The following is a 17,008-nucleotide window of genomic DNA, read 5'->3' on the forward strand; positions in this document are numbered from 1 at the left end:
GGACCGGCTGCCGCCGCCGTTGCGGGCGCCGGATCCGGCGCGGCCCGGCGGCGCAGCTCGGCCCGGGCCAGCTTGCCGGTCGCGGTGCGCGGCAGCGCGTCGACGAACTCGACCGCGCGCGGGTACTTGTAGGGCGCGATGGCCTGTTTGACGTGCTCCTGGAGCGCCCGGACGGTGTCAGGACCGGCGGCGACGCCGGCGCGCAGCACCACATAGGCCTTGACCACGGTGCCGCGCCGCTCGTCCGGCGCGCCGACCACGGCGCAGTCGGCGACGTCGGGGTGGTCGGCGAGCACCTGCTCCACCTCGGGCCCGGCGATGTTGTAGCCGGAGGAGACGATCATGTCGTCATTGCGCGCCCGGTACCAGAAGTACCCGTCGGGGTCGCGCACATAGGTGTCCCCGGTGAGGTTCCAGCCGCCGCGCACGTACTCGTGCTGGCGGTCGTCGCGCAGGTAGCGGCAGCCGGTGGGGCCCTTGATGGCGAGCCGCCCGGGCTGTCCGTCCGGTACCGGCCGGCCCTGCTCGTCCAGTATCGCCGCCCGGTAGCCGGGGACGGGACGGCCGGTCGAGCCGGGGCGGATGTCGTCGTCGGCGGCGGAGATGAACACGTGCAGCAACTCGGTGGCCCCGATGCCGTCGATCAGCCGCTGCCCGGTGGCCTCGCGGAACGCCTCCCAGACGGCGGCCGGCAGGTGCTCGCCGGCCGAGACGCACCGCCGCACCCCGGCGAGCCGGTCGGCCAGCCCGGCGGCGAGGATCGCCCGGTAGGCCGTCGGCGCGGTGAACAGTACGTCGACCCCGTGCCGGTGGACGTGCTCGGCCAGTTGCTCGGGCGTGGCCTGCTCCAGCAGCAGGGTGGCCGCGCCGGCGCGCAGCGGGAAGACCACCAGGCCGCCGAGCCCGAAGGTGAAGGCGAGCGGCGGGGTGCCGGCGAACAGGTCGTCGGCGGTGGGGCGCAGCAGGTGGCGCGAGAAGGTGTCGGCGTTGGCGAGCACGTCGCGGTGGAAGTGCAGGGTGGCCTTGGGCCGTCCGGTGGTGCCGGAGGTGAAGGCGATCAGCGCGACGTCGTCGGCGGCGGTCGGGACGGCGGTGAACGGGTCGGCCGTCGCGGCGCAGCGCGCGGTGAGGTCCTCGGGCCCGGGGCCGCCGTACGGCACCACGGTCAGCCCGGGGGTCGTGGCCTGCTCCAGCTCGGCGAGGAAGCGGTGGTCGCAGAGGGCGAGTACGGGCGCGGCGACCTCGTGCAGGGCGGTCAGCTCGGCCGCCCGCAGCAGCGGCATGGTGGTCACCACCACCCCGCCGGCTTTCAGCACTCCGAGCCAACAGGCCACCAGCCAGGGCGCGTTGGGCCCCCGCAGGAGGACCCTGTTGCCGGGTACCAGGCCCAGCGGCCCGGTCAGCAGCCGGGCGACCGCGTCGGCGTGCCCGCGCAGTTCGCCGTACGACCACTCGCCGTCCGGCGTGACCAGGCAGCGCCGGTCCGGGCCGAACCGCTCGATCGTCGCGTCGAGCAGCTCGTGTGCGCAGTTCAATCGGTCCGGATAGGACAACTCCGGTAGGTCGAAGAGGAATTCGGGCCACTCCTCGAAGGGTGGCAGGTTGTCGCGACAGAACGTGTCCACGTGCGCGGAGGGCGAGAGCTCCATGGGTGGGCCACCTCATCGGGCGAGCGGGAGTGAGGCAAGTATCGCGCTTCGGTGACGCCAGTCAAGAGAGCGATACATACATTCGGCCCAGTCCCCGCCCGGTCCCCGCCCGGTCCCCGCCCGCCGTCGGGCTGCCACCGCGCTGCCACCGCGCGGCCCGCGCTACCGCGGGGTGGACCCGTCGCCGCGGAAGGGAGCGCCGTGACCGGGCACGATGAGGTCCGCGACGGCCAGCACCCGGAGCCGGGAGGCCCGCAGCAGCTCGCGGTCCGGAGCCACCGGGTCCTCCGCCGGTCCGGCCGCGTGCCACCACAGGTCGCCGGCGAACGCGACCACGCCCTCCGCCGTCCCGGCCAGCAGCGTGATGTCCTCGGCGCTGTGCCCGGGAGTGCGGATCAGCCGCAGGGACGGGGTCAGCTCGTACCCCTCGGCGTCCCGGTTCGTCCACTGGTGGCCCCGGTACTCGACCCGGTGGTCGTGCACCCGGGCCCGGCCGAAGAGGCCCACGTTCATGGTGTTGTCGGGGTGGTGGTGGCTGAGCACCACATCGGTGATGTCCTCGGGGGCGAGGCCCAGGGCGGCCAGCGGGCCGAGGATGTCGTCCTGGCTCGCCACCATGCCCGGGTCGAAGATCACGTGCCGTGCGGCGTCCGTGACGTAGGAGACGGTGGCGGCGACCCCGGGGCCGGTGGAGCCCACGTAGCCGGTGGTCAGGACGTGGAAGGCGGCGCTGCGGCCGAGCGGAGCGTCGGTGAGGAGAGCGTCGGTCAGCGGGGCGTCGGTCAGGGAAGCGTCGGTGAGGAGAGCGTCGGTCAGCGGGGCGTTTGCGATCGGTGCGTTCGTCATGCGTCGATCCTGTCGAACGCCCGCGCCCCCGACGAGTGGCACAGATGCCAGCGATCGCAGGAAAGATGCCAGTCTCCCGCCGCCCACTGTGCCACACTCCGCGGATGGCCCCCTTCACCACCGTCGCCGCCTACGTCCCGCCCGGTGCCGGCATGCTCGCCGTCGGCATCGTCGCCGAGGTCTTCGGCCCGCACGGGGCGGAACTGCCGGGCTTCGACTTCGCCCTCTGCGCCGACCGCCCCGGCAGCGTCGACACCGACCTGGGCGTGCCGCTGGCGATCGCCCACGGCCTGGACCGGCTCGCCGCCGCCGACCTCGTGCTCGCCCTCCCCGGGGCCGGCTTCCGGACCCCGCCCCCGCCCGTCGTCCTGGACGCCCTGGTGGCGGCCCACGACCGCGGTGCCCTGGTCGCCGCCCACTGCGTCGGCACCTTCGCGCTCGCCGCCGCCGGCCTGCTCGACGGCCGCCGCGCCACCACCCACTGGCGCTTCGCCGGACTGCTGGCCCGCAGCCACCCGGGCGTCACCGTCGAACCCGAGGCGCTCTACCTGGACGACGGCCGGATCACCACCGGTGCGGGCGCCGCCGCGGGCTTCGACCTCTGCCTGCACCTGATCCGGCGCGAGCACGGCGCCGCCGTCGCCAACCACATCGCCCGGGACATGGTGCTGCCCTCCCACCGCGACGGCGGCCAGGCCCAGTACCTCGCCGCACCGGTGCCCGAGGACGGCGAGGACGAGCGACTGGCCGAACTGCTCGGCTGGGCCCGCGCCAACCTCCACCGGCCACTGCCGGTCGCCGAACTGGCCCGCCGCGCCGTGATGAGCAAGCGCTCCTTCCTGCGCCGCTTCACCGCCGCCACCGGCACCACCCCGCACGCCTGGCTCGGCGAGCTGCGGCTGACCGCCGCCGAGGAACTCCTGGAGACCACCGACCTGCCGGTGGAGGAGATCGCCCGCCGGGTCGGCTACAGCGGCGCGGCGGTCCTGCGGGAGCGCTTCGTCCGCCGCCGCGGCGTCCCGCCCCGGGTCTACCGCCGCTCGTTCTCCCGGGTGACGGGGTGACGGGGTGACGGGGTGACCGGGGCCGAGGCCGGGCCCCGGCCTGAGCGGCTGCCGCGGGCCGTCGGCCGTCCCCGCGGTCAGCCGCGTGCCGCGCCCCGCCCCCGCCCGTCCGCAGGCCGCCCGCGCAGCCACCGCAGGGCCGCCTCCGCGGCGTTGGCCCCGCACATCCCGTGCACGCCGGGCCCGGGCGGGGTCGCCGCGGAGCAGAGGAAATGGCCGGGCAGCCCGGTGGCGTAGGGGTGCAGGGTGGCCCGGGGGCCGAGGACCAGCTGACGGACGTCCTTGGCGCCGGTCATGATGTCGCCGCCGACGAAGTTCGGGTTGTCGGCCTCGAAGGCGGCCGGGCTGCGGACCGCCCATCCGAGCACGCGCTCGCGGAAGCCGGGCGCGAAGCCCTCGATCCGGGCGATCACCGCCTCGGTGGCGTCCCCGGTCCAGCCGTGCGGCACATGGGCGTACGTCCACAGCGGGTGGACGTCGCCCGCCGAGCGACCGGGGTCGGCCAGGTACTGCTGGCCGACCAGCACGAACGGCCGCTCCGGCATCCGCCCGGCGGTGACGGCGCGCTCGGCGGCGGCCACCTCGGCGAAGCTGCCGCCGAGGTGGACGGTCCCGGCGCGGCGGGCCGGCTCGGCCGTCCACGGCACCCCGCCCGCCACCGCGAAGTCCACCTTGAACGCGCCAGGCCCGTGCCGGAACCGGCGGTAGGCGCGGGCGGTCCGGGGCGGCAGCCGGTCGCCGAGGACCGCCGCGACGGCGCCGGGCGCGAGGTCGTACAGGACGAGGTCGGCGGGCGGCAGCCGGTCCGCCGAACGGACCGGCACACCGGTCTCGACGACCCCGCCCAGTTCGGTGAGCAGCGCGGCGAGCGCCCGGGTGATCGCCCCCGAGCCGCCGACGGCGACGGCCCAGCCGTACCGGTGCCCGGCCGTCAGCAGCCCGAGGCCCACGGCGGCGCTGAGCGGCCGGTCCAGCGGCTGGAAGGCGTGCGCGGCGGCCCCGCCGAACAGCGCCCGGGCCCGCTCCCCGCCGAACGCCCGGGCGACGGCGGTGGCCGGGAGCAGGGCGGGAGCACCGAAGCGGGCGAGCCGCAACGGGTGGCGCGGGACCCGCAGCAGCGGGCCCATGAGGTCGTCGGCGAGCCGGTCGTACCCCGCGACCGGCCCCTCGAACAGCTGCCGCCAGCGCCGGCCGTCGGCGCCCCCGAGTCCGGCGGCCGTCGCGGCGACCGAGCGGTGCAGTACCCCGGCCGTGCCGTCCGCCAGCGGGTGCGCGCAGTCGATCTCCGGCAGCCGGAACTCCAGTCCGAACCGCTCCAGGCCGAGGCCGCGCAGGAAGGGCGAGCCGATGGTCATCGGGTGGACGGCGGAGCAGTGGTCGTGCAGCAGCCCGGGCACGATCGCCTCCCCGCTGCGCGCCCCGCCGCCGATCTCCCCGGCGGCCTCCAGCACGGTCACCCGCACACCCGCCAGGGCCAGCCGGACGGCGGCGGCGAGCCCGTTGGGCCCGCCGCCCACCACTACCGCGGTAGTCATGCGGCCAGCATCCCGTACCGGCCGGCCGTCGGCGCCGTCAGTGCCGTCAGCGCTGCGGCACCTCGCAGCCCTCCGGGCCGCAGGCCCCGCCGGTGTCCGCGCCGCCGCTGTTCCCGCCGACGGTGTCCCCGCCGACGGTGACGAGCGGCACGACCGTCCGGCTCTCCCAGGCCTGCTCCAGCGCCGCCGTGAAGGTCTCGGTCGGCTGCGCGCCCGAGACCCCGAGCCGCCGGTCGAGGACGAAGAACGGCACCCCGGTGGCACCCATCGCGCTCGCCGTCGCCTCGTCCTCGCGCACCGCCTCCGCGTAGGCGTCCGGATCGGCCAGCACCCGGGCCGCCTCCGCCCCGTCGAGACCGGCCTCGACCGCCAGCTCGGCGAGCCGCCCGGGCGCGAACGCGGACCGCTCCTCGGCGAAGTTGGCCCGGTAGAGGGCGTCCAGCAGCTCCGCCTGCCGCCCGTGCCCGGCCGCGAAGTGGAGCAGCCGGTGCATGTCGAAGGAGTTCGCGGCATCACGCCCCGAGCGCAGGTACGCCAGCCCCTCGGCCTCGGCGTTGTCGGCGATCCGCTGCTCCGCCGCCTCGGCCTGCTCCAGCCCGAGCCCGTACTTGGCGGCGATCAGCGGCACCACCGGCCGGGCCTCCTGCGGCGCCCGGGGGTCGAGCTCGAACGACCGGTGGACGACCTCCACGGCCTCCCTGTGCGGGAAGCGCTCCAACGCCCGCTCGAACCGCGCCTTGCCGATGTAGCACCACGGGCAGTTGATGTCGCTCCAGATCTCGACGCGCACGGGTCGCTCCTGTCCTCGCCTGGTGGCGGGTCCTTCCCGCGCACACTCCGGGGAGAACATCCGTGAGGAAGTAGATATTTCTCCCCATGAACCATTCCCTGCTCCATTCGGCCGCCCGTCGGGCCGGCATCGACCCGGCCCGGGCCAAGGCCCCTTCCCGCCCGTCGAATTGGTGCCGGTCGCGCCGGACTCCCGCCGATCGGGTGAATGGGGCCGGGGTCGGCGTTTCGCCCACGAATCAACGCGGTGGCGGCGTGTAGCTTCCGGTGCCGATCGACCCGTTGTCGATCAATCCCTTCCGTGCCACCGGACGCTCCCCTGCGCGCCCGGCGCGGACCCCTGCCACCCCTCCCGGAGGACCCGCCCCCATGCGTTCCCGCCATCTCGCCGCCCTGTCCCTGGCGGCAGCCCTGCTGGTGACCGGCACCGCCGCCACCCAGAGCGCCGCCGCCACCACGCTCCCGGTCACCGAGACCCAGGCGGACCCGACCGACTGCCCCAGCGAGCAGTACCGGCCGACCGCCGAGGACAAGAAGAACTTCTACTGCGGCTTCAAGGAGCTCGGCCCCCGGAACCTGCCCACCACCGGGGTCGCGAAGCTGCTGAAGAACTACGACCGCTTCGGCGGCCTCACGCCCCAGCAGTTCCTCTCCTGGTACCGCGACGGCCTCGACTGGAAGTACCCGGCCGAGGACGGCTTCCGCGACGTCAACGGCACCATCGACCGGACCACCGTCGAGATCCCCGCCGGCACCAAGCTCGACCGCTTCGGGCTCTACTACGGCCGCTACCTGTCGAAGACCGGCACGTCCTTCCCCGAGCGCGCGCTCCCGCCGGACAGCCTCAACCCGGTGGTCGAGGAGGGCAAGGAGGTCGACAGCTACCACTGCTACGGCGTGAAGCTGCCCTTCAAGGTCGAACAGGGCGGCATCGCCTCCGGCTTCGCCCAGCCCGGCAAGGGCATCCAGCAGTACCTGAACGAGAAGCTGAAGCCCGTCGAGTTCGGCACCGACTCCTACAACGTCAAGACCCTGCTGGACCGGAAGTACCTGGAGGCGCTGCCCGACGCCGCCTGCCTCGCCTGACGCCCGCGCAGCCACGGGCCCGCCCGCCCCACCGCCACCGGTGGGGCGGGCGGGCTCATGACTCGATGATCCGGCCCGCCGAGGGGTTGGCGAGGATCAGGCCCAGGAGCTGCGGGTCACCGACGTACCGATAGGTGGCGTCCGAGCTCTCCGGCTCCGCGGCGCCGGGAAGGACCAGGTCGAACATGGTCATGTCGGCGCCGAACCGTTCGGCGAGGATGTTGAACACCGATCGGGAGACGGTGAGGGCCGCGATCGGCTCGGTCCGGCGGAACGGCCGACCTCTGAGGCGCCTGCGCAGCTGCGCGGCACCCGGCAGCCGCTCGGGGGGAGGGCCCTGGAGGACGGAGACGGCGATGGCTGTGCGCGGGCCGCCGTCGGGGGCAAGCCGCTTGAGCCGGTCGCAGAGGTCCAGGACGACGCGTCCGGCGGTGGCCAGTGGATCGGCGGGCTCGACGATCGTGAGCAGGAGGTCGGCGCCGAAGCCGGGCGACGGACGGACCAGTCTGCTGTCGACACTGGAGGAGCCCATCACCTCGGAGAGGATCCGGTCCAGAAGGAGCACGGCCTCTTCCTCGCCGGTGCCTGTCTGAACGGCCAGGTACAGGTGATCTGTCGGTGCCTCCTGGGAGATGACCCGGAACAGCCGGTCGAGCGCGGCCCGGTGTTCGACCGGCAGGTCCTCGGACCGGATCCGCGCCTGCGACAGGCCTTGGAAGAGGGCGCGCAGGAGCCACTCCGCACCCGCGCTGTCGCCCCGGTGGAGGTCGGCGGCCCGCATGCGCTCGACCAGGGCGCCGAGAGCGTCGAAGCGGCGGTCGGCCAGGAGGAGTCGTACTACGAGGTGGGCGAACGTGGAGGCGCCGTCGGTGTCGACGTGTTCGGAGGCGAACGCGACCAGCGCGAGCATGATCGGCTGCTCGGTGTCCAGCCAGGCGCGGGCCCGCGCACGATCGCGGAAGCGGACGGTGGAGTACGGGCTGCCGGGCACGGAGGCGGCCTCCGCCGAGACCTGGTAGTGCGTCAGTAGCCTTGTGAGCGCGTTCTCCCGGTCGTCGGGGCCGGCAAGGTCCTCGCCCAGGCTGAGCGCGTAGAGCCGGAGCAGCGGGTGGAAGTACCAATGTTCCTGGGTCGCTGCGGGCTCGACCAGGTGAGCCTGGGCCAACTCCACCATGAGCTGCTCCGCCACCAGGATGTCGAGGTTGGCGACTCCGGCGGCGACGTCGGTGGAAAGCTCGGGGTACGGGTACACGGAGAGCAGCCGGAACAGCCGACCCGCGCTGCTCGACAGCTCCACGTACGACTCGGTGAACGCCGCCTTCAGACTCCGATCGTGATAACTGATCGCGTCGAGCCGACGGCGGGGGTCGCTCAGCTCCTGGACCAGGGTCGTCACTGGGCGGGCCGGATGACCGGCCAGACGCGCGGCACAGATCGCCAGTGCGAGCGGTAGGCCGTCGCACAGCTCGGCCAGGGCCGCAGCCTGCCGGGGAGCGTCCATGAGGCGAGTGTCGTCGGGCAGGACCAGCTGGAGGCGGTTCCGGAGAAGCTGGACGGAATCCTCCAAGGTCATCACCCGGAGGTCGAACCGGGTGGCGGCGATCGGCTGCGAATGGCGGGAGGTGACGAGGACGGTGAGCGGGCCGTCGACCGGGAGGAACGGATCGAGGTCGATGGACGGTGGCACATTGTCGAGTACGAGCAGGATCGGTCCGGCCGATCCGGCGAGTCCGGTGATAACCGTTCGGAAGAGCTCGGCCTGATCACGGGGGTCCGGCGGCACGATCTCTCCCGGTACATCCAGCGCGTACAGGAGGGCGGCCGGGGTGTGCGGGCCGGACGGCACGGAGCTGTTCGGATGCTTGCGCAGGTCGAGGTAGAGCGCTCCGCCGGGGTACCAGCCGCGCTGCAGAACCGTGGTGGCGGCCCGGAGGACCAGCTCGGACTTCCCCACCCCGGGGGGGCCGGTGATCACAGCGGTGCGGGTCGGGAGCTGCCCGGGTTCGACGGGTGCCAGGAACGACAGCAGCGCGGCGAGAGCCTCAGCGCGGCCGGTGAACGCGGGGGCCGGCACGGGGAGGCCGGACCGCGCCCGGGAGATCGGAGCCGGCAGACGCAGCGTCACTGGTCGGCCCTGGACCGTGACGTGGACGGCAGCTTCGTTGCTGCGCGTCCGGGGCGGCGACGGATCGGGTGCGGGCAGGGCGCGCGCCAGTTCCGCGTCGAGGTCCGTCTCGGCGAGGACGTCCGGTATGTGCGGCAGGCGCTGCGCCAACCGTCGCAGGGCCGTGGCCTGGCCGGAGTCGTCCGGGTCGTACGCGGGGCCCAGCCGCGCCACCAGCTCGTCCAGTACATCGGCGGTGCCGAGGCTCCGGAGTTCGACGATCGTGGCGCCCGTCGGCCGGAGTTGGGGGTCGCCCGTCGTGACGAGCACGCAACCCCGCCCGAGGGGCTCGAAGGAGAACCTGTACCCGGGCTGGGCGGGCCAGCCGTCCCGGGGGAAGCTGTCGAGAACGACGAGCCAGTCCCGGTGCCGTTCCAGCCGATCGCGCAGGGCGGCCGGGGAGGACGCGATGTAGGGTTCGTCGGCAGGGGAGAGGGCGGACCAGAGCTGACCGAGCCCGCGTTCCAGGGAACCGGGCGAGTGCGCGTCGATCCAGTGGGTGAAGCTGTGGCGCCCGCCGTACGCCTGGACGTACTCCTGGACCAACCGGCGTCGCCCCGTACCGGCGTCGCCGACGACGACGACCACGGCAGGCTGCTCGGGCGGTCCGGACGCCGCCCGGTCGGGGTCGAAGGCGGCTGCCAGGGCGGCGAGTTCGCGTTTCCGGCCGATCATCCTCACCGGTTCCGGCGGGCTCAGTACCGGCCGGACCGGGGACAGCCGATCGGGCCGGAGCAGTGGCGGGTCCGGCCGGGGCATTCGGGTGGCCCCCGCCCCGCGCGCCGTCCGTGTCACCGCCTCGGCCAGCCGCGCGGCCAGCGCGGCGTGCTGGCCGCCCGCGCTCGCGAGCACCGTCACCGCGACCTCGGCGAACGGCAGGCTCCGCGCCGACAGCCGCACCTCACCGCCGTCCCCCTCGCCGTCGCCGCCCGCGCCGACGAGCCTGGCGACGGCGCGGAAGTCGCGGGTGCCGCCGAAGGTCGCCGCGACACGGCCGGACACCTTGGTGAGCACGTGCTCCAGCACCTGGACGGCCTCGGTGCGGGTCAGCTCGGCGAGCAGTTCCTTCCGTACGCCGTCCCGGAAGTCGTAGACCTGCTCGTCCGGGTCGGTGGCCGCGCCGCCCCGGGGTGCGATCAGCCCGGAGAGGAACAGCTCGGCGAGATCGGTCTGCCCGGACTCCGGCACGGCGGCCCGCTGGACCAGCCGCATCACCGGCAGGCTGAGCGGCGCCGCCGCCAGGTGGCAGGCCAGCCGGTACGCGGCGGGCGAGCTGCCGGCCCGGAACCGGGCGACGCGTTCGGCGGGCGTGGCCGGGGTGCCGGCGGGACGGGTCGGACGCTGCCGCTCGGGCATTCCCGCGATCGGTGCGGCGAGCATCGGCGTCCACCCGGACGTGCGGCCCGCGGTCAGGTCGGCCCACGGGGTGATCCAGTCGGCGTCGACCTCCAGCACCGGCAGCCAGCGGATACCCGCTCTGACCTCGGCGCCCCGGCTGCCGGGCGGGATGCCGGGCAGGGCCGCGTCCGAGCGGAAGGCCGGGACGGGTCGGCCCGCCACGGAGGCCCGTGCGGCAACGAGGGCCGTGCGCAGCGCCGTCCGGTGCCAGAGCCGCCGGGGCAGCACCTGGAGCGCCGCCGTGGGCCGGGCCGCGGCGACGCCGGCCAGGAACTTCGGCAGTTCCTTCCCGTACCAGGCCGGGCCGACGCCGTCGGTGAGGACGAGCAGGATCCGCCGGTCGGTGGGGTCGTGGAGCGGCCGGGACCAGTCGGCCCTGGCGGCGGCGGGTGCTCCCGGGCGGCGCCGGTGGAACGGCGCGAGCGTCGGGACCTTCCGATCGGTGTCGAGCGCCCAGCACCGCACGTCGGCGAAGGCGCCGTGCCGCTCCAGTAGGGTGCTCAGCTCTCCGGCCAGCCGGTGCCAGACGGCCATCGTGGCGCCGGTGTCCACCAGCAGGTCGACCGAGAAGCGCGGCTGCTGGGCGGGTCGCCAGACGGGGAGCAGGATGCCGGTCTCGGCGGTGGCCTCGGCCGTCGCCTCCTCGTCGAGGGTGGCCCGGCCGGGGGCGTCGACCGCGCGGCGCAACGGGCGCAGGGCCCGGGCCAGGGCGAGGCCGCCGTCCAGGGCGGCGGGCTGGGTGACCCGGATGACGTGGCCGCCGGCCCGGTCCGTGTTGCCGGGCTCGTCGGCTCCGGGGTTCGCGGGGCGACCCTGGCTCCCGGAGCGGTGGTGCAGCGCGACGTGCGGTCCGGTGGGCGGGCGTACGGGCGGTGGTGGCGGGGGCGGTGGGGGCGGTAGGACGACGACGGGTGCCGGACCGATCGGGGTCCGTCCGGCGGGCAGGGGCGGCGAGGACTGCCACGGTACGACGGTCGACTTCGGCCGGGCCCGTGCGGGCCGCGGCGCTGCGGACGGTCGAGGTACGGAGGGCATCGCTAGTGGTGGGGTCGGCGGGGACGGAGGCGACGGCGGCGCGGGCGGCGGCGGCGGCTCCAGCAATCCGGCCAGCCCGGCGATCCACAGGACGTCCGCGAGGTCCTGCGGCTGCGGCCCGCCGTCCGCCTGCCGGAGCAGCCCGGCGAGCGCGTCCGTCAGCCCCTCCGCCGGCCCGCCCGGTGATGCCGAACCCATCGCCGCTCAGCTCTCGTTGAGCGGACGGAGCAGGGCGTCACGTACCGCGTCCCGCCCCTGCTGGTCGGCCCTGAGCACACGTCCGGCCATCAGCAGGGCGTTCAGGAGCTGGTCGTTGGCCAGTTCCGCCCCGTCCTGCTGGCGACGGAGGAACTTGGCGATCAGATCGGTGGTCGCGGCTGCGGCGGCCGTTTCCTCGCCCAGGTGGGCGGCGACCATCGCGGCCAGTCGCTGCTCGTCCGGCGCCCGGATCTCCAGCCGGACGCAGCGCCGCAGCAGTGCGCTCGGGAAGTCCCGCTCGCCGTTGCTGGTGAGGACGACCAGCGGGAACTGCGCGCAGCGCACCACACCGCCGCGCACCACCGCCGTCCGGCCGTGGTCGGCCGTGCCGACCTCCTGCGGGTCCGGGCCGAGCCGCAGCAGTTCGGGGATCTCGAACTCGCCCTCCTCGAAGACGTTCAGCAGGTCGTTGGGCAGGTCGATGTCGCTCTTGTCGATCTCGTCGATCAGCAGCACCCGCGGCGTCCGCCAGGGCAGCAACGCCGTCCCGAGCGGGCCCAGCCGCAGGAACCTGCCGATGGCGGGGGCCGCGCGTTCCTCCGGTGGGGGAGCGATCAGGAAGTCCTCCTCGGGCCCGCCCCGCCGCAGGGCCAGGCTCACGGTCCGGTCGTCCCCGTGCAGGCGGGGCTCCGGAGCGTCCGGGTGACGGCCGTTCCGGGTGAGTCCGGCCTCGTGCAGCCGCCCGATCGCGTCGTAGCTGTACAGGCCGTCACGCAGGCTGGAGCGGCTGCTGATCGACCAGCGCAGCACCGGGCCGAGGCGCAGCTCGTGGGCGACCGCGTAGGCGAGGGTCGACTTGCCGACACCGGGCTTGCCGGTGATCAGGAGGGGGCGGCGCAGGTGCAGGGCGAGGTTGACCAGCCGGACTTCCCGCTCGTCCGCCTGGTACGCCGCCGCCTGCCGGACCCGGCCGAGCCGGCGGGCCGTGGAACCGGCCGCCGAGTCCTCCGGGGGCGGTGCCGGCAGGAGCGCAGGATCGCCGTCCGAGTCACCGAAGGCACGCCACGCGGGTGCGGGCGGGAGCCCGGCGATCCCGCCGTGCGGGACGCCGATGCCCCGGTAGATCCACCAGTCCTCGGTCATGGGCGCTCCTGGCTTGCTTCGTGTCGCTCCGGGTTCCGCAGGGCGGGGGTTCGCGGTACGGCGTTCGCGCTCATTCGGCCATCCCCTCGTAGGGGTAGTCCTGGTCCGGGTCGACGCAGTCGGGATCGTCCCAGAGCAGCGTGAGCGTTCGGTCCGGGGCCGGAGTCGGGTCCCGCACCCTTTTTCGGTGCTTGAGGACGGTGTAGGGCAGTTCGGCCAGCCGGGTGGGTTCGTGCTTCCGGAGGTCCTTCAGGAGGGTCTCCTTGCCTCCGGCGACCCGCCGCCAGAGCAGCACGGGCACACCGTCGAGGTACATAGCGTCGTCCACCGCGCGTTGCATCGCGGGGTCGAGCTGCTCGTACGGGACATCGAGGCCCATGCAGGAGAGCTCGTGTTGATCAAAGATCCAGTCCGCCAGACCTTCTGCGTCGGCCGGGCCGAGCGGCGGCCAGCCGATTCGTTCGAGGACCTCGGTCGGATCGGCTCCGTGGGTCCCGAGGTACTTCCAGCGTTTCCGCCACTCACTCCGGTCGAGGTTGTAGTCGAGGTACCGTTCGAGCTGTCGGACCACCACCGGGTGCTGCTGGCCCAAGTGTCGGTCGGCGGTTCCGGTGGACCAGAGTTCGGCGGCGTACCCGAGGAGGGAACGCGGTAGCAGGAACTCGATCCGGACCGGCGCGGTCGGATCGAGGAGCGCCAGTCGCAGTTGCTCCCAGGCGGTCAGTCGCCCGCCACCGGAGGCGAACAGCTCGCTCCTGGTGAACTTCCCCTCGTCGCGGTGGCGGCCGACCCGCCAGAACTGCCCGCCGGCCAGCGGCTGCCGGTAGTAGGCGACGATCAGGCGGTACAGCGGGTCGCCGGTGTCCGGCGAGCTCTCCTCGTCGAGTCGAATCTGGACGATCAGCCGCTGGCGGGGGCCCGCCGCCGGGGCGGGCGCTCGGTCGGCATGGGCGGCGAGGAACCGGCGCAGGGCCGGGAGCGGTTGTTTCCGAGTGGCTTCGAGATGGTCGCCGAGCGCGCGGAGGAAGACGACCAGCGGGCCGAGCAGGTTGTCGTCGATCCGGCTGACGAGGAGGTCCAGGATTTCGGGCAGGTTCATCCTCGCCGTGTCGCGCTCCTGTACCCCCGGGATGTCCTCCGGCAGGTGACTGGCCGGCGCCGTCGGATCCTCGATGACGCTCAACTCAAATATCACCTGGAGCAGTTCGCCGCATGGAAGGTCGTCGCCGCTCTTCAGGACCTTCAGGACGAGCTTCAGCCATTCCCCTGCGCGCCTCTTCGGAGCCAGCTCCTCCAGTGCCTCGGCGAGGGAGTCCAGCGCGGTCCGCGGATTGCGGGAGGTACGGATCGCCCGGAGGATCTCCCGGACGTGCGAATTCGGGATGTAGTCCGCGCGGATGCCTGCCTTGATGCCGAGGCTCTTCGGCGACGCGTTCATGATCCCGAGGACGTCCTGGCGGAAGGTGAACTCATACATCTGGTCGAAGAAGAAAATGATCTTCAGGAGAACATCCTCGGCCCCTTCCGGCCACGGCCCCCGGCCGACCGGGGGCGGGAACGGTGTCGTGTGCATCGGGCTAGCCGTCCTCCCGCTCGCCGAGGGCGCGGCCTACCACGGCGTCGAGCGCGTCGAGTGCGCCGTCGTCCGGGGCGAGTTCGGCCATCGCGGTCCGCAGGGCCCGCAGGGCCGACCGGCCGTCGCGGAAGCTGCGGCAGGCGCGCACGATCTGGTGCAGGTGGGTACGGCGGTCGGGGCGTTCCTCGGCCTCGAAGGAGTGCGTCAGGCCGAGGTGCGCACCCATGGTGTAGAGCAGGTCGTAGCGGCCGTCGGCGCGGCGCAGCAGCTCGAAGGCCATCAGGGCGTCGACCAGTTCGCCGTTCCCGGGTGGTGCCAGTGGTCCGGGCGGGGCGACGCCCGCCGTACCCAGTAACGCGGTCAGCGCGCCCACCGGGGTGTACCAGCCGCCCTCGTCCCGCTGGAAGGAGCGGCTGCCCTTGAGTACACCCCGCACCAGGCCGTCCCCGTCGACCAGCATGCTGCCGCTGTGGCCGTCGCGGATTCCGTCGCCGCGCACACCGAGGTACCGGTCGGCGAGGCCGACGACCCGCAGCCGCAGGGTGTCGGGCCGGACGCCGGGGCTCGGGGTGTGGGTGGAGTAGCCGAGGGCGGTCAGGACGGTGTCCGGTTCGGCCTCGGCGGCCGCGAGCCGGACCACCGGGTGGCCGGCCCAGTCGGGGACGCCGAGCAGGGCGAGGTCGGGGAAGGGGTAGAAGCCGCTGCCGTTTCCGCTTCCGTTGCCCTCGCCCGTCTCCGGGGCGAGCCGGATCCGGTCGGGCGGGACGGCGTGCTCGCCGGACTCGTGCCGGACGCCCACCGGCTCCGCCGCGCGCGCCGCCCGTGCGACCACGTGCGCGGCGGTGACGGCGAGACCCGGCGCCACCAGGAAGCCGCTGCCGCGGAAGCCGCCCGCGACGGTGATCACGACGGTGCTGCGGCGCAGCGCCTCGGTCGTGGCGAGGTCGGGCCGCGCGGGGACGGTCACTCGGCGTCGGCCGCTCTGGGGGCCGGGGCGTCAGCGCTGTCGGAGGCGTTCCGCGTGGCCGGAGCCGCATCGGCCGCTGCGGCCTCCTGCTGCCGGCGGCGCTCGGCGAGGTCCCAGGAGAGGCGGACGGTGAGCCCGGCCTCGCTGCCGGCCTCGGCGATGACGCCGAGCAACTGGCCGGACTTGACGGCCAGTTTGAGTCCGAACTCGACCTCGAAGGTGTCGGGGGAGCCGGCCTCCCCCTGGGCGATGCTCTCCGCCGCCCAGCGGCCGACGCCCTGGACGGTGCTGCGCACCTGGTCCAGCGTCAGTGCCACGGCCGAACCGAGCTGCGAGGCGGCCCGTCGGCCCCCGCCCCAGCCGGCGTCGCCGGAGTCCGCCCAGACGTCCGAAGGGGTCTCCGGCTGCTGGAAGTTCACCTCGCCGATGACCTCGGCCCGGACGGTCGTGCCGTCCCCGAGATCGATCGTCACCGTTTCGGCCATGCGTGTCCGCCCCCTTGGAGATCCCGCCCCCCGACGGTCCCTCACCATACCGGCGTCCTCGCACCGTGTGGCTGTGATGACCAAGTCGGCCCGTTGGTAGGGGAGTCGGGCGAGGGCGGTCAGGCGTCGGTGGGGAGTGGCCGGGCCGGGCGGCCGGCCGGTGGGGCGGTGCGGGGGTAGCGGGGGAGGGGCAGGTCGAGGGCGGCGGTGGAGTGGGAGGGGAGGGCGAAGGCGGTCGCGACCTCCGGCGGGAGGTCGCGCAGGCCGAGGAGGCCGGCGGACAGCCGGGCGGTGGCGCGGTGCCAGTCGTTGATCCGCCGCATCAGGGTGTGGCCGGTGCCGAGGACGGTGTAGCCGCAGACCCTGGCCCCGGCGGCGCGGCCGCGGGCGGCGAAGGCGCGGGTGCCGGCGGGGGAGGTGATCCGGTCGAGGTCGCCGTGCAGCATCAGGACGTCGCGGTCGGCGAGCTGCTCGCACGGGTCCTCGGCCGGGCACCACGGGGCGAGGGCGACGACGCCGGTGACGACGGGGTGGCCGGCGGCCCGGAGGGCGGCGCGGCCGCCCATGGAGTGGCCGACCAGGACGGTCGGGACCGGGCCCAGCTCCTCGGCGAGGTCGTCGAGGGCGGCGATCGCGTCCTTGGCGGCGTCGGCCCGCTCGCCGTTCCAGCCCCGGTGGCGGTAGCGGACGGTGCCGACGGCGACCCCGGCGCCCTCGGTCTCCCGGCGCAGCGCGTGCACGAAGCCGGCCATCCGCAGGCCGGCCAGGTTGACCGGGCCCGGGCGGGAGAGGCCGTGCTCCTGGCCGCCGTGCAGGACCAGCACCGCGGCGTCGGGCCGCTCGGGCAGCCCGCGCCAGACCAGCGCACGGTGCCCGCCGGCGCCGGAGCTGTTGCCGGTGCTCCTTCCGGCGCTGTTGCCGGAGGTGGTGCTCCGGCCGTTGCCGCCCGTCCTGATCCCGCTCACGCTGTCCCGTTCCCGCCCGCCGTCCGGGCCGTGCCGCGGACGGCCGTCCGTACCGTGTGGACCGCCACTGTATGCACGGGGTGCCGGGATGTTTCCATCCGTTCTCCA

The 17,008-nt window shown here is 74.4% G+C and carries 11 protein-coding genes and 1 pseudogene; 2 read left to right on the forward strand and 10 right to left on the reverse strand.

Annotation, left to right across the window (positions count from 1 at the left end; genetic code table 11):
• Nucleotides 1–38: 38 nt before the first annotated feature.
• Nucleotides 39–1,649: pseudogene (locus tag OG715_RS37135) on the reverse strand (AMP-binding protein); the annotation flags it as partial.
• Nucleotides 1,650–1,811: 162 nt separating this feature from the next.
• Nucleotides 1,812–2,495 carry an MBL fold metallo-hydrolase gene (locus OG715_RS37140; protein WP_266272867.1) on the reverse strand — a complete coding sequence of 228 codons (684 nt, stop codon included), beginning with the start codon at nucleotides 2,493–2,495 and terminating at the stop codon, nucleotides 1,812–1,814.
• A gap of 104 nt (nucleotides 2,496–2,599) precedes the next feature.
• Here OG715_RS37140 and OG715_RS37145 point away from each other — a divergent pair, with 104 nt between their 5' ends.
• Complete coding sequence (locus OG715_RS37145) at nucleotides 2,600–3,559, forward strand: GlxA family transcriptional regulator (RefSeq protein ID WP_266272865.1); 960 nt, start codon at nucleotides 2,600–2,602, stop codon at nucleotides 3,557–3,559.
• Nucleotides 3,560–3,636: 77 nt separating this feature from the next.
• Here the strand turns inward: OG715_RS37145 and OG715_RS37150 are convergent, their stop codons facing one another.
• Together OG715_RS37150 and OG715_RS37155 are read right to left on the reverse strand one after the other, a co-directional pair.
• Nucleotides 3,637–5,094 (reverse strand): phytoene desaturase family protein, encoded by a 1,458-nt coding sequence (locus tag OG715_RS37150; protein WP_266272864.1) that lies wholly within the window; start codon nucleotides 5,092–5,094, stop codon nucleotides 3,637–3,639.
• A 46-nt stretch (nucleotides 5,095–5,140) separates the two neighbouring features.
• On the reverse strand, nucleotides 5,141–5,884 hold the full coding sequence (locus OG715_RS37155; RefSeq protein WP_266272863.1) for a DsbA family oxidoreductase: 744 nt from the start codon (nucleotides 5,882–5,884) through the stop codon (nucleotides 5,141–5,143).
• Nucleotides 5,885–6,252: 368 nt separating this feature from the next.
• Here OG715_RS37155 and OG715_RS37160 point away from each other — a divergent pair, with 368 nt between their 5' ends.
• The gene (locus OG715_RS37160) at nucleotides 6,253–6,969 is read left to right on the forward strand and encodes a TNT domain-containing protein (protein ID WP_266272862.1); all 717 of its coding nucleotides are present in this window, start codon (nucleotides 6,253–6,255) and stop codon (nucleotides 6,967–6,969) included.
• Between the two features lie 55 nt (nucleotides 6,970–7,024).
• On the opposite strand, the gene OG715_RS37165 is transcribed toward OG715_RS37160, so the two are convergent.
• The 6 genes from OG715_RS37165 to OG715_RS37190 form a co-directional block, all read right to left on the reverse strand.
• A complete protein-coding gene (locus OG715_RS37165) occupies nucleotides 7,025–11,764 on the reverse strand; it encodes an SAV_2336 N-terminal domain-related protein (RefSeq protein WP_266272861.1) in 4,740 nt (1,579 codons plus the stop codon).
• Nucleotides 11,765–11,770: 6 nt separating this feature from the next.
• Complete coding sequence (locus tag OG715_RS37170; protein ID WP_266272860.1) at nucleotides 11,771–12,907, reverse strand: AAA family ATPase; 1,137 nt, start codon at nucleotides 12,905–12,907, stop codon at nucleotides 11,771–11,773.
• Nucleotides 12,908–12,977: 70 nt separating this feature from the next.
• The gene (locus OG715_RS37175; RefSeq protein ID WP_266272859.1) at nucleotides 12,978–14,480 is read right to left on the reverse strand and encodes a VMAP-C domain-containing protein; all 1,503 of its coding nucleotides are present in this window, start codon (nucleotides 14,478–14,480) and stop codon (nucleotides 12,978–12,980) included.
• Nucleotides 14,481–14,484: 4 nt separating this feature from the next.
• Nucleotides 14,485–15,450, reverse strand: a complete 966-nt coding sequence (locus OG715_RS37180) for an effector-associated domain 2-containing protein (protein WP_266272858.1) — start codon at nucleotides 15,448–15,450, stop codon at nucleotides 14,485–14,487.
• The gene (locus tag OG715_RS37185; protein ID WP_266272857.1) at nucleotides 15,447–15,935 is read right to left on the reverse strand and encodes a CU044_2847 family protein; all 489 of its coding nucleotides are present in this window, start codon (nucleotides 15,933–15,935) and stop codon (nucleotides 15,447–15,449) included. Before OG715_RS37185 ends, OG715_RS37180 begins: the two co-directional genes overlap by 4 nt.
• A gap of 119 nt (nucleotides 15,936–16,054) precedes the next feature.
• Nucleotides 16,055–16,900 (reverse strand): alpha/beta hydrolase, encoded by an 846-nt coding sequence (locus OG715_RS37190; protein WP_323182204.1) that lies wholly within the window; start codon nucleotides 16,898–16,900, stop codon nucleotides 16,055–16,057.
• Nucleotides 16,901–17,008: the final 108 nt, after the last annotated feature.

The sequence above is a fragment of the Kitasatospora purpeofusca genome (assembly GCF_036010405.1).
In the GTDB taxonomy this organism is placed as follows: domain Bacteria; phylum Actinomycetota; class Actinomycetes; order Streptomycetales; family Streptomycetaceae; genus Kitasatospora; species Kitasatospora purpeofusca.

Bases quoted from the DNA above. Each gene is read 5' to 3' on its own strand.
- OG715_RS37140 (WP_266272867.1), bottom strand. From the start codon at position 2,495: ATGACGAACGCACCGATCGCAAACGCCCCGCTGACCGACGCTCTCCTC.
- OG715_RS37145 (WP_266272865.1), top strand. From the start codon at position 2,600: ATGGCCCCCTTCACCACCGTCGCCGCCTACGTCCCGCCCGGTGCCGGC.
- OG715_RS37150 (WP_266272864.1), bottom strand. From the start codon at position 5,094: ATGACTACCGCGGTAGTGGTGGGCGGCGGGCCCAACGGGCTCGCCGCC.
- OG715_RS37160 (WP_266272862.1), top strand. From the start codon at position 6,253: ATGCGTTCCCGCCATCTCGCCGCCCTGTCCCTGGCGGCAGCCCTGCTG.
- OG715_RS37165 (WP_266272861.1), bottom strand. From the start codon at position 11,764: ATGGGTTCGGCATCACCGGGCGGGCCGGCGGAGGGGCTGACGGACGCG.
- OG715_RS37170 (WP_266272860.1), bottom strand. From the start codon at position 12,907: ATGACCGAGGACTGGTGGATCTACCGGGGCATCGGCGTCCCGCACGGC.
- OG715_RS37175 (WP_266272859.1), bottom strand. From the start codon at position 14,480: ATGCACACGACACCGTTCCCGCCCCCGGTCGGCCGGGGGCCGTGGCCG.
- OG715_RS37185 (WP_266272857.1), bottom strand. From the start codon at position 15,935: ATGGCCGAAACGGTGACGATCGATCTCGGGGACGGCACGACCGTCCGG.